We start from the raw sequence: 11,888 nt of genomic DNA, 5'->3' as shown, positions 1-11,888 counted from the left end.
GATTTCACGTGAGACAGGGGGAGGGGTTCCCGTTCGGCGTGACAGTGATTTCCGGAGTACGCCCTCGACCGCACGCGGACTGGGCAAGTCGCCTCAAAGGAACCGGAGATCAGCATGCAGACCGAGAAGACGGCGAAATCACCGCCGCGCACCGCGCCCGCGTTCCGCGCCGACGTCCGGGTCCTCTTCGACGGGGAGTCGGCGACCCTCGCGGGCCCCGCCACCTCGCTCACCCTGCGACCGGTGCGCGGCGGCATCCGCACCGCGCTCGGCCGGCTCGCCGAAGGGCCCCGCCCCATGGCCGAGTTGCTGGACGGGCTGCGGGACGCCGAGGCCGTCCAGGTGGAACGGCTCCTCGACCGCGCCGGTCATCTCGTCGCGCGCAGCGTCCTCACCCGGGGCGGACCCGCCGAGCGCAGGGAGCTCCTGCGCATCGAACCCACCGCGCGTGAGGTCGAGCACCGGATCGCCGCGGTGGCGCCGGGCACGACCGTGCGCCTCTCCCGGTTCGCGTTCTGCCGAACCCGCGAGGGCGTCCTGGTCCTGGAGTCGCCGCTCGTGAAGTTCCGCGCGGTGCTCGTGGACCGAGCGGCCCGCGAACTGGTCGCCGCCCTGGGCGAACCCGTCGCGGCCGGCGCGCTGGGCACCGGCCTGCGCGAGGACGACGCCCTCGACGCGCTCGCCCACCTCGTGGGCGCCGGTTTCGTCGAACCCGCCGACGAGGACGGCACGTTCGCCTCCGACACGGAACCGACGCTGCGCCAGTGGGACTTCCACGACCTGCTGTTCCACTCCCGCATCCGCTCCGGGCGCTACGACGACGTGTTCGGCGCTGTCTACCCGTACCGCGGCGAGATCGACCCTCAGCCCGCGGTGAAGCCCGCCCCGCACGGGCCGGCCGTGGACCTGTACCGGCCCACGCGCGAGGAGATCGCCGGGCGCGACCCGTCCCTCACCACCGCTCTGGAGACGCGCCGCTCCATCCGCTCCTACGGGCAGGGGGAGTTGACGGCCGAGCAGCTGGGCGAGTTCCTCTACCGGGTCGCCCGCGTCCGCGCCCACTACACCCCCGAGGTCGGCAGCGGCCGCGACGAGGTCGTCTCCCGCCCCTATCCCAGCGGTGGCCAGGGCTACGAACTGGAGCTGTACGTGACCGTGCGGCGCTGCGCGGGGCTCGACGCAGGCATCTACTACTACGACCCCGTCGCGCACCGCCTCGTCCTCGTCAACGACGCGGAGACGGACCGGGAGTCCCTCTTCCATGTGGCCTCGCGCGCCACCGGGATGGAGGCGCGTCCCGACGTGCTCCTCACCGTCACGGCGCGCTTCCAGCGCATGGCGTGGAAGTACCGCGCCATCGCCTACGCCACGACGCTGCGGCACACCGGTGTGCTCTACCAGACCATGTACCTGGTGGCGACGGCCCTCGGTCTGGCCCCGTGCGGCCTGGGCAACGGTGACGCCGACATGTCGGCCCGTGTTCTCGGCCTCGACTATCTGAAGGAGTCGTCCGTGGGCGACTTCCTGCTGGGCAGCCGCAGCCCCGACGACTCCGTGGCCGGCGATCCCGAGGCGGGCTGGGCCATGCTCAACAGCCCGGAATGGTCGCTGCCGGTTAATTCCCCCGTGATAAATGTCAGCGAGGGGGCGCAAAGGCTGGCCACCGAATGACCGGCCGAGCATTATTAATTGCGCAGCCACCGGTTGCGGAAAGAAGAAAGACCCCCCGGAAATCTCCGGGAAGGTCCCTCCGGGGAATCCCCGGGAACTCCTGAAAGGAATTCATCGCATGAGCATCAACGACATCAAGAACGGCGACGACGCGGAGAAGGCGTTCGACAGCTTCGACGTCGACGAGCTGGAGACCCTTGAGGTCGCGCAGGGTGTGGCCCTCCCGGAGATGGGTGCCTCCAGCGGTTCGATCGGCACCTCGTCGTCCTCGTCCAGCACCTGCTCCGCCTGCTGACGTCCCCTCACCCACCGCTCATCCACCCCGCGAAGCCACTTCGCGGAACACCGGAAGGAATTCATCACATGAGCATCAACGACATCAAGAACGGCGACGACGCGGAGAAGGCGTTCGACAGCTTCGACGTCGACGAGCTGGAGACCCTTGAGGTCGCGCAGGGTGTCGCCCTCCCCGAGATGGGCGCCTCCAGCGGTTCGATCGGCACCTCGTCGTCCTCGTCCAGCACCTGCTCCGCCTGCTGATCCACCGTTCCAAAGGATGCGCCCATCCAGCCGGGAGCTGGATGGGTACATCCTTTTGTGGGGCCGTTGCGAGGGCCCTCGTCGGGCCGCCGGCGTTCGCGCGTCAGCCCCGCACGGCGACGTGGAACGACGAGGCCCACAGCACCAGCGCGGCGCCCAGGCCGACCACGACACGCACGGTCTCCATCGTCGTGCCGGCCGCGGCGACCACCAGGCCGGCCACCGCGACCGCGGTCAGGAAGACCGCCGTCCACTTGTACTGCCACTGGTCGAAGAGGCGGGCGAGCGGGAAGAAGTGCAGGCCCACGACCAGGCAGATGCCCGGCGGAATCAGCTCCGGGTGACCGCTCGCGTTCGACGCCGCGATCACCACGAAGATCGCCACCAGCTCGGCCATGTTCACCATGCCGACCCCGCGGTTCCACTTCTCCGGGAGCCGCACCATGCGCGAGGCCGGCCCCGCCCCGCCGCGGAAGGCCAGGACCACCGCCACGACGGTCACCGCGGCGGCGAGCACGCCGACCGTCACCGACACCCCCACGGCACTTATGCCGGAGCCGCCCGCAAAAGCCCACACCAGGGCAAAAACCGCGAGGACGATGGCCCCGCGGCGGCGCAGATTCTGCGTGAGTGCAAGGCACTCCGTGTCCGTAGTCATGGCCGGAGGGTACAGCGATCTTGGCGCCCGCCCGGCAGTTTTCGGCCAACCCGTCCGTGACTCGGCGGGCGTCCGTGTCACGAAAGCGGTGACGTATGTAAGCGGCCGCCCCGCATTCCCTTTCCGGGCGCAAGTCGCCGCCACAGAATTCCAGTCAAAACATTCCGCAAGATCTGTTGAAGATTTCCTGGAAGGTGCGAAAAACATGGGGGTTGAAGCGCCGGAGCGCACTGCCGTGAAGCCGGACTCCGCCGGCCTGACGGGAGTGCGGCTCCACACACGGATGCCGGTGACACCGGCGTGGCTCGCCCGGCACGTCGTGCCGGTCGCCCGCGCCCTGAGCGAACGGGGCGCTCCCGCCGTCCAGTTGAGGCGCGGCTGGCTGCACGGCCCGCACGTCGACGTCCTCGCCCTCGCGGTGCCGGGCGGCCCCGACTGGACCGAGATCGCGGACCTCCTCGACGCCGGTCCGCTCGACCCGCCGCGCGCCCTGACCGAGGAGGCGTACCTGGAGCAGGCCCGCGAGTTCGGCCGGCTCGAAGCGGTGCAGCCGCCCTACCTCCCGCTGCACGAGCACGGTGCCGTCTCGCGGGTGAGCCCCGCCGGCACGGCGTCCCGTGAGCCGCGCCTCGACCAGTTCCGCACCGTCGTGCTCGGCGCTCTCAACAAGCCCCTGCTGCGCATGATCGACGGCATCGCGGCCGAGCCCGCCACCGCCACCGTGCGGCTCGCCGAGGCGTTCGCCGCCCTCGTCGACACCCACTTCCTCGGCCCCGCCTACGGAGTGTTCTCGCCCCGCTCCCACGTGGAGGCGTTCCTCGCCTGGGCCGCGCCCACCAAGGACGTCAGGCCCGTCTTCCAGGAACGGCTCGCCAAGGACGCGCCCCGGCTGCGTACCGTCGTCGAACAGCGCCTGTCCGGCGAGGTGTCGGCCGGCGCAGCCGAGTGGCGGACCGCGTTCGCGTACAGCTCCGGCGCCCTGGAGAGCGCCGTCGCCGCCGGGACACTCACCCTCGACCTGCTCGACTCCGTCACCGACGGCGTGGACCGCAGCGAGATGGGCCCGCCCGGAGCGACCCGCGTCGTCCCGCAGGGCGACCAGCCCGACAGCGACTTCCACCGCGCCGTCGGCGAGTCCGGAGTGGTCGCCGACCCCTCCCGCTGGTTCGCCGCCTTCCGACTCCTGACGAACCTCTTCTACGAGCAGCTGCCGCTCCTGACCGTCTCGCCGATGCAGCGCTACTACATGTGCTTCGCCATCGCCGAGACGGTCGACGACGTCCTCGGCGTGTCCTGGCAGGACCGCCTCAACGACCGCCGGGACCGGATGGCCGGCGCGGCGGCCGACCCGACGGGAGTCACGCGATGACCGGCCCGACCCCACCCGAGTCCCTCTGGTTCCTGCGGGTCAACCCGCTGCGCCGCACCCGCCTCGCCGACCCGGCCCAGCGCCGCACCCTCGCCGAACTCGCCGCCGCGGAGGAGGTGCTGAGGAAGGCCGCCGACGCGTGCTCCGACGAGCTGTACCACCGCATCGGCGCCGCCGCCGACGACGCCGAGCGCCGCGACCTCATCGCGCTGCGCCGCTCCATCCACAACGGCCGCGCGCCCAAGAAGCCGCCGGCCCCCACGCCCGCCGTCACCGAGTGGCTGGCCGCGCGGGACGCCAGGGAGCGGCTGCGCGACGCCGTCGTCGAGGGCTACGCCGAGGCCGCCGACCGCGAACGGGAGGGCCTCGCAGCCCTGTTGGGCGACGACGACCTGCTGCGCTCGCTCGCCCTGGTGGCGCCCGAGGTCCACCAGGAGGCCGAGCGCTACCGCGCCGCCGTCCTCGGCGCCGGCAAGGTCTCCGCCCGCACCCGCAAGTCCGAGCGCGGCCTCATCCAGTACGTCACCCGGGCCATGGTGCGCACCAGCCCGCTGTCCCGGTTCACCGCCGTCGGCATCGCGGAGCCCGACCCGGCCGGGGTCGACCCCGGCGACGTCCCCTTCGAGGGCGCCACCGCCTTCCCCGGGCTCGACCGCGTCATGCTCGGCTACGTGCTCGGCGGGCTCCCCGCCGCCGACACCGCCGACCTCACGAACCTGTGGGTGGGCATCCCGCCCACCTCGGCGCCCGACCCCGAGTCCGGCAAACTGTTCTTCCTGCGGCTCACCGACGCGGGCATGCGTCGCCTCGCCGTACCCCTGGACGGGCCCGTCGGTGACCTGCTCGACGCGGTGTCCATGGGGCCGCGGCTCTTCCCCGCCGTCGTCGCCCACGTCGCCGAACGCGCCGGCATCCCGGCCGAGGCCGCCGACAGGCGCGTACGGCAGGCCGTGGGACAGGGCCTGCTGTGCACCTTCCACGAGGCCGAGGACGGCTCCGCCGACTACGACGACCTCCTCACCCCCGACGACCCGCGTGCCACGGCCCTCGCCGCCAAGGTCCGCGCCGGACTGCCCCGCCTCGCCGACGCCCCGGCGCCCGAACGAGGCGGTGTGCTCGCCGAGTTGCGCGGCGACCTCGGCAAGCTGAGCCACATGGCCGGGCGGCCCGCCCAGATCACCGTCGAGGAGGACTACGTCATGCCGCCGCTGAAGGTGGCGACCCGGCAGTGGCACAAGCCGCTCGCCGACCTCGGCCCGGCCGTCGAGCTCCTGTCCGTCTTCGACTGGCTGCACGACGTGCGCGTCCTGATGACGGCCGCGTTCGTCGAACGGTTCGGCGCCGGGGCCAACGTCCCGCTCGCCGCGAACGCCGCGTTCGTCGTGGGCGAGGTGTCCCGGCGCGCCGCCGCCATGGACGCCGTGTACGGGCCGCACGGCACCGGCGACCCGTCCGCACTCGCCGGCATCGGCCCCGCCGACGGCTCTCTGGAGCGCATGTACCTGCTGCGCCGCGAGCTCACCGAGGCCGTCCACGCGCGCCTGTCCAAGACCGTCGACGCCGGCGACGACACCCTCGTCCTCACCCCCGACGACGTGGCGGGCCTGACCGCGTCCCTGCCCGACCGCTTCCGCCAGGACCCCCTCATCTACGGCGTCCTCCTCCAGGAGGGCGACGGCAGGCTCGTCCTCAACGACGGACTGCCGGGCCACGGCATGCTCTACGCCCGCTTCCTCGACGCCGACCGCCGCATGGGCGGCCACGCCCTGCCCCGCCTCGCCGGACACCTCCAGCGGGAGTACGGCTTCGACGGCGCCCGCGTCACCGAGGACCTCGGCCTGCACCGCCTCAACGTCAACGCGCACGCGCCGATCCTGCCCGGCGGCCTCACCCCCGAGGACTGGTTCACGCTGCGCCTCGCGCACGACCCGGACACCGACACGCTGCGCGTCGAGGACGCCGACGGCGCGCCCCTGCGCGTACTCCCGCTCGGCACGGGCCACCCCGGCCTGTTCCCGCCGCCGCTGTCCGTCGCCTCGGGCCTCGCCATCAGCGGCCGCCTCTTCAACAGCCTGCCCAACAGCTGGCACGCGGCGACGCCGTGGGACCGCGCCACCACCAGGACCGCGCCCCGCATGGCCGTCGGCGACGTTCTCATCGGGCGCCGCCGCTGGTACGGCGGCGACGAACTCACCACCGCGGTCGCCGCGGGACCCGACGAGCACGACCGGCTCCTCGCGCTCAACGCGTGGCGAGCCCGGCACGGCGTCGCCGAGGAGGTCGTCATCAAGAACGCGCCCGAGGACGAGGGACCCCTCTCGGTGGGCGCCCCCGACGTGCAGTCCAAGCGGCTCCAGCAGAAGCCGCAGTACGTCGACCTGACCAGCGCCCTGAGCGCCCGCGTCCTGCCGCGCATGCTCGACCGGCGCGGCGCCGACGGCTGCTACCTGGAGGAGGCGCTGCCGTCCGTCGTCGACGGCACGCACGCCACCGAGTGGGTCGTCGAGGTCGGCCGCGACGCCGGCGGCCGCTTCACCTACCGAGGGGGACAGGCATGACGCACACCAGGCTCAAGGCCCGCCCGGACCTGCACTTCGCGCCCGTGCCCGGCGGTGTGTACCTCAGCGGCACGCGTGGCCAGGTCGTCCTGCGCGGCTCCGACGTCCTGCACGCCGTCGCCGAGGGCTGCGTCCCCCTTCTGGAGAACGGCGCGACCGAGGACGAACTCGTCGCCGGACTCGGCACCGAGCGCTCCCGGCCCGCCGTGCGCCACCTCGTCGGCAAGCTGCGCGACGCGGGGCTCCTGCTCGACGCCGACGCGTTCACCGCGCCCGAGCCGTCCGCCGAGGAGCGCGCTGCGCACGCCGAGTCCGTGGCCCGCCTCGAAGCCCGGCTCGACGACCCGTACGCCGCGTACGCCCGCCTGCGCGCCGCCCGGGTCCTGGTCACGGGCCCGCCCGAGGCGACGGGCCCGGCGGCGCGCGGGATGCGCCGGGCCGGGGTGGGGGAGGTGACGGTCGTCGAGGCGCCCGGCTCGTCCGACCACCTGTACGAAGGTGCTGACGCCGTACTGGAGATCCGGACCGCAGCCGATGCCACGGCCCTCGAAATCCCCTCCGCGGCCCACCACTTGACCGTTCTCCTCGGCGACGCGGTGCACGTCGTGGGCCCCGTTCTCGCGGGTGGTCCCGAGGGAGCCGGCGCCTTCCGCGAGCGGGTCCTGTCCTGGACGGACGACGGCGACGGGCCCGTACCGCGCCCGGCCGCCGACGCCGTCGCCGGGGCCCTCGCGGGGCAGCTGCTCATCGACACGCTGACGGGGACGGCGGACGCGGGCGAGGCCCACGTCGTGCACGGGGCGGACCTGGTATCCGACCGGGTCACCGTCGAGGGAGCCCGCACGGCGGCCGCGACCGGCCGGCCGGGCTCCCTCCTCGCCGACGTCCCCCCGACACCGACGCCCGAACTCGAGGACGCGCGCGAGTCGGCCGTGGCCCTCGCCGGACGCTGGACCGGCCTGTTCGCCTACACCTCCGACGAGGACCTGCCGCAGATGCCGCTCGCGCTGCGCGCCGTGGAACAGCGCGGGGAGCGCGCGGGCACGGTCGTCGCCTCGGGGCCGCACCAGGAGGCCGCGACCGTCGCCGCCGCGCTGCTCGCCCTGCGGGACCGTGTCCCGGGGGCTGCCGCCGGGCTGACCGAGGAACACTGGCTGCTCGACGGCGCGCTGCGGCTGCTGGCCCCGCGCGCGGTGGCGCTCGCCGGGGCCGACGCGACGCCCGACGCCGAAGGGCGGCGCATCCTGTCCGCCCTCCGGCAGCTCGTGGAGGGCGAGCCCCGGCTCGCGCTGCGTCACGTCCCCGGCGTCGACTGGCGTCTCGCCGAGGCCACCACGGCGGCCGGTGAACTCCTCGGCGCAGGCTGGGGATCCACTCCCCAAGACGCGCTGCGCGCCGCCGTGTGCGAGGCCGTCGCCCACGCGCAGACCGGCCGACGTGGCCAACTCTCCACGGACGCACTGCTGTTCGCCGATCCGGCCGTCGTCGGCGCTCTGCGCGCACAGCTCGTCGCCCACGCCGACACCCTCGGCGCCGCCTTCGTCGGCCACGCCGCCGCCGCGGACCCGGTGCTCGGCGAGATCCCCTTCTGGTACGGGCCGGTCGAGGCCGCAGAACGCACGCGGGAGACCCACGATGCACAGTGACACGGCTGACGTGATCCGTACGGGGCGCGCTCCCGACGCGTACGGCGACGACACCTGGCGGGACGTCCTGGCCGGGCTGACGGCCCCGGCCGCCTCGGACGGCGCGAGCGTCTCCGTCCGGCGCGGCTGGGACCTCGGCTGGGAACGCCGACACCTCGACGCGGCACGCACGTCGGGCCGCCCGCATCTGTCCGTGCGCGTCCACGGCGACGAGGTCCTCGTCGGACCGCTGTGGGCGCCGGGCACCGATGCCGGGTGCGCGGGCTGCGCCGAGGTGCGCGAGCGCACCGTCGTCGACCACCCCCTGGTCGGCGACCTCACCCACGCGGCCGCCGGCCCCGCGCCGTCCGAGGCGCTGCTGCCCGAACTGCTCCGGGCGTCCCTGGAGCATCTGGCGCGGCGGCCCCTCGGCCCCGGCGAGCTCTACGCCGTCTCGGCGCGCGGCCTGCGCCGGCACCGCGTCGCCCGCAGTTTCCACTGCCCGGTGTGCGGCCCGGAGAAGGGCGAACTCACCGCCGCGGAAGCGCCGTTGCCACTCGCGCTGCGGAACCGGCCGGCCTCCCCGGCCGACCCGACCCGATCCGGCGACAGCCGTCTCGTCGAGCGCGGCCTGCTGCGCGAGCGCCTCGTCGACGACCGCTACGGCCCGGTCCGCGCCGTCCTGCGCGAGTCCCGCACCCCGTTCGCGATGAGCATGGCCGTCGTGCCGGACGCCCCGGCGATGGGCCACGGCCGCGCCAGGACGTTCGCCGAGACCGAGCCGGTCGCCGTCCTGGAGGCGTACGAGCGGCTCGGCGGATTCCCGTACGACATCCCGGTCCTCACGGACCGCGCGTACACGGACGTCGCCGAACACGCCGTGGACCCGGCGACCCTCGGCCGGTACACGGACGAGCAGCTGGCCCACCCGACGAGCCGGGTGACCCCGCACACGGCCGACACCCCGATGGACTGGGTGTGGGGCCACGACCTCGACGACGGGCGGGCCCTGCTCGTCCCCGCCGACCACGCCTTCTACCAGTACGAGTACGCGTTCCGCAGGGACCGGCGCGCCGCGAGGGCCGTCGGGCCGCACGAGCGCAAGCACTACTTCTACGAGTCGTCCAGCGGCTGCGCCGTCGGCGCGAACCTCGAAGAGGCGGCACTGCACTCGCTGTTCGAACTGGCCGAGCGCGACGCGTTCCTGACCTCCTGGTACCGGGCCGCGCCGCTGCCCCACATCCCGGAGAGCTCGATTACCGACCCGACGAGCCGCGCCATGATCGAGCTGATCCAGGCACGCGGCTTCGACGTCCATCTCCTGGTCGCCACGCGGGACATCGCGCTGCCCGTGGTCTGGGTCCTCGCCGTCAACCGGCTCGACCCGTTCCCCGCGACGTTCTCCTCGGCCGGATCCGGGGCGGACCCGCGGTCCGCGATCCGCGGCGCCCTGCGCGAGGTCGCCCAGCTCGTCACCAACCCGGTCGACTGGACCCGGGAACAGGTCGAGGCGATGGCCGAAGACCCCTGGCTGGTCCAGGAGCTGGAGGACCACGTCCGGTTCTCCTCGATCCCCGAGACGCGCGAGCGGGCCACGGCCGCGCTCGGCGGCCCGAGCGTCACCCTGGACGAGGCCTTCCCCGACTGGCCGCGGCGCCTCGCCGACGCGTCGGGCGGCGACGTGCGCGGCGCCCTGGACTTCGTGCGCTCCCTGTTCGCCGACGCGGGCCTCGACCGGATCGTCCTCGTCGACCAGACGAGCCGCGAGCACGCCGACGCGGGCATCCACGTCGCGCGCGCGGTCGTCCCCGGCATCCTGCCGATGTGCTTCGGCCACGCACAGCAGCGCCTGGCGGGCCTGCCCCGCCTGGAGACGGCCCTGCGCGGCACGGCCCAGGAGCACCGGACGTCCCCCTACGACCCCCACCCGTTCCCGTGACCGCGCCCGCGCCCGCCCGGCGTTCCCCCGTGGAACTGCCGGGCCCCGAAGGCGACAACAGCATCGCGCGCGAACCCCTCTGGTACGCGTACGGCGCCGGCGCCGACCGGCCCGAGCCGCCCCCGTGGACCTGGACCCCGGAACCGCCCCCGGACACCCACGTCCCGCCGGCGCCCCCGCGCGCGGGCGCCCCGCGCGAGACCCTCCCGCTCGGCACCGTCGACCTGCTGGAGGCCCTTCCGTACCCGGCGCTCCCGCCGCCGCGCGACGTGCCGGACCGGCTGGCCCGCGCGCTGATCACCGCGTTCGGCCCGCAGCGCCGCGAGCCGGAGAACCCGTACAACGACCACCGCCCCTACGCCTCCCCGCGCTGCCTCTTCCCTGTGCACGCCTTCGTGACCGGGGGCGGTGGCGGGGCGCCCTGGCGTGTCCTCGATCCCGGCCGGCACGCGCTGACCGGTGAGCCGGGAGGGGGCGCGCCGCGCCGGATCGCCCTCACCGGCCGCTACACATCGATCCCCGCCGCCTACAAGTGGTTCAGGGGCTCGCTGGTCGCGCTCGAACTCGGCATCGTGCTGCGGGCGTTGGGCGTGGGGTTCGAGCTGTTCGACGTACCCGCGCGGCTCTCGCTGCCCGGGCCCGACGGGCACGCCCTCCTCGGGGACCTCGGGCTCGACCCGGCGTGGGAGTGGTCGCTGCCGCTCACCCTCGACGTCGGCGACCCGGCCCCGGTCCTGCCCGTACGGCGCCGCGCCGCCGTCCCCGACCTGCGCGACCCGTCCCTCGCCGACCTCGTGCGCGTCAACCGGCAGCAGACGTACGACAGTTCACCCGTCCCTGTCGGGCGCGCGATCCCGCGGAGCCTGCCCCTGTCGCGCACCGTCCCGAACTGGGCGGAGCTTCTGTGGCAGCGGCACTCCGGGCGCATGCCCCGCGCCCTGCACGGCATGAGCGGGCGCCGCGCCCGGCTCCCCGCCGAGGCCTTCGACAGCGCCCTGCGGTGGCTCGCCGTCCCGCCCCCGGGGCCCGACCTCGCGGCGGCCTTCGACGCGGTGAACATCACCGCCGTCGTCCAGGGCGTCGACGGCCACGAGGACGGGGTCCACCGCGCGGTACCGGGCGGCGCCCGCCTGCTGCGCGCCGACCCGCAAGCGCCCGCCCGCCTGGAGGAGCACTACGGGTACGGCGTCTCGCCCGTCAACGGCTGCCGCATCCGGCACGCGCCCATGACCGTGTTCTTCTCCGTGCGCCCCCGCGACCTGTTCGCCCGTTCGGGCCCGGCCGGGTGGGGCGCCGCACAGCACGCGGTCGGCTGGGCCGCCCACGGCCTGTGCCTCTCGGCGGCCGCCTCCGGCCTCTTCGCCCGGCCCGTCCGCGCGTTCAAGGAGATCCCCACGCAGCGCGTCCTCGGCCTCGACCCGGACGAGACGATCGTCCTCTCCGTCGTCGTCGGCGCCCCGCAGGACCTCGGCGGCGCACTCCTGGACCTGCGGCTGTGACCGCCCACGCCCCGACCACTCAGGGAGAC

9 protein-coding genes are annotated in these 11,888 nt (G+C 74.3%); 8 read left to right on the top strand and 1 reads right to left on the bottom strand.

Features of this window, described 5'->3' with window-relative positions; all coding sequences use genetic code 11:
* The first annotated feature begins 114 nt into the window (after positions 1-114).
* The 3 genes from ACFC96_RS33585 to ACFC96_RS33575 all read left to right on the top strand — a co-directional run bounded on the left by ACFC96_RS33585 (position 115) and on the right by ACFC96_RS33575 (position 2,211).
* Positions 115-1,671 (top strand): SagB family peptide dehydrogenase, encoded by a 1,557-nt coding sequence (locus tag ACFC96_RS33585; RefSeq protein ID WP_376615715.1) that lies wholly within the window; start codon positions 115-117, stop codon positions 1,669-1,671.
* 118 nt (positions 1,672-1,789) lie between these two features.
* Complete coding sequence (locus ACFC96_RS33580; RefSeq protein ID WP_100591202.1) at positions 1,790-1,966, top strand: thiazolylpeptide-type bacteriocin; 177 nt, start codon at positions 1,790-1,792, stop codon at positions 1,964-1,966.
* 68 nt (positions 1,967-2,034) lie between these two features.
* Positions 2,035-2,211, top strand: coding sequence for a thiazolylpeptide-type bacteriocin (locus tag ACFC96_RS33575; RefSeq protein WP_100591202.1), 177 nt, complete (start codon positions 2,035-2,037; stop codon positions 2,209-2,211).
* Between the two features lie 103 nt (positions 2,212-2,314).
* Here ACFC96_RS33575 and ACFC96_RS33570 read toward each other — a convergent pair whose 3' ends face one another.
* On the bottom strand, positions 2,315-2,869 hold the full coding sequence (locus tag ACFC96_RS33570) for a DUF7010 family protein (RefSeq protein ID WP_326773697.1): 555 nt from the start codon (positions 2,867-2,869) through the stop codon (positions 2,315-2,317).
* 205 nt (positions 2,870-3,074) lie between these two features.
* Here ACFC96_RS33570 and ACFC96_RS33565 point away from each other — a divergent pair, with 205 nt between their 5' ends.
* From ACFC96_RS33565 to ACFC96_RS33545, 5 genes are read left to right on the top strand one after another with little or no spacing between them, the layout of a single operon-like run.
* On the top strand, positions 3,075-4,238 hold the full coding sequence (locus ACFC96_RS33565; RefSeq protein ID WP_376250926.1) for a hypothetical protein: 1,164 nt from the start codon (positions 3,075-3,077) through the stop codon (positions 4,236-4,238).
* Positions 4,235-6,796, top strand: a complete 2,562-nt coding sequence (locus ACFC96_RS33560) for a hypothetical protein (RefSeq protein WP_376615714.1) — start codon at positions 4,235-4,237, stop codon at positions 6,794-6,796. Before ACFC96_RS33565 ends, ACFC96_RS33560 begins: the two co-directional genes overlap by 4 nt.
* A complete protein-coding gene (locus tag ACFC96_RS33555; protein WP_376615712.1) occupies positions 6,793-8,442 on the top strand; it encodes a hypothetical protein in 1,650 nt (549 codons plus the stop codon). The genes ACFC96_RS33560 and ACFC96_RS33555 overlap by 4 nt, the downstream gene beginning before the upstream one ends.
* The gene (locus tag ACFC96_RS33550) at positions 8,432-10,360 is read left to right on the top strand and encodes a TOMM precursor leader peptide-binding protein (RefSeq protein WP_376615710.1); all 1,929 of its coding nucleotides are present in this window, start codon (positions 8,432-8,434) and stop codon (positions 10,358-10,360) included. The genes ACFC96_RS33555 and ACFC96_RS33550 overlap by 11 nt, the downstream gene beginning before the upstream one ends.
* Positions 10,357-11,859 (top strand): nitroreductase family protein, encoded by a 1,503-nt coding sequence (locus ACFC96_RS33545; RefSeq protein WP_376615708.1) that lies wholly within the window; start codon positions 10,357-10,359, stop codon positions 11,857-11,859. Before ACFC96_RS33550 ends, ACFC96_RS33545 begins: the two co-directional genes overlap by 4 nt.
* Positions 11,860-11,888 lie beyond the last annotated feature (29 nt).

It is taken from the genome of Streptomyces sp. NPDC055955 (assembly GCF_042270245.1).
Taxonomy (GTDB): domain Bacteria; phylum Actinomycetota; class Actinomycetes; order Streptomycetales; family Streptomycetaceae; genus Streptomyces.
This window is presented reverse-complemented; position numbering and strand designations above follow the sequence as displayed.

Bases quoted from the DNA above. Each gene is read 5' to 3' on its own strand.
- ACFC96_RS33580 (WP_100591202.1), top strand. From the start codon at position 1,790: ATGAGCATCAACGACATCAAGAACGGCGACGACGCGGAGAAGGCGTTC.
- ACFC96_RS33585 (WP_376615715.1), top strand. From the start codon at position 115: ATGCAGACCGAGAAGACGGCGAAATCACCGCCGCGCACCGCGCCCGCG.
- ACFC96_RS33555 (WP_376615712.1), top strand. From the start codon at position 6,793: ATGACGCACACCAGGCTCAAGGCCCGCCCGGACCTGCACTTCGCGCCC.
- ACFC96_RS33575 (WP_100591202.1), top strand. From the start codon at position 2,035: ATGAGCATCAACGACATCAAGAACGGCGACGACGCGGAGAAGGCGTTC.
- ACFC96_RS33565 (WP_376250926.1), top strand. From the start codon at position 3,075: ATGGGGGTTGAAGCGCCGGAGCGCACTGCCGTGAAGCCGGACTCCGCC.
- ACFC96_RS33560 (WP_376615714.1), top strand. From the start codon at position 4,235: ATGACCGGCCCGACCCCACCCGAGTCCCTCTGGTTCCTGCGGGTCAAC.
- ACFC96_RS33550 (WP_376615710.1), top strand. From the start codon at position 8,432: ATGCACAGTGACACGGCTGACGTGATCCGTACGGGGCGCGCTCCCGAC.
- ACFC96_RS33570 (WP_326773697.1), bottom strand. From the start codon at position 2,869: ATGACTACGGACACGGAGTGCCTTGCACTCACGCAGAATCTGCGCCGC.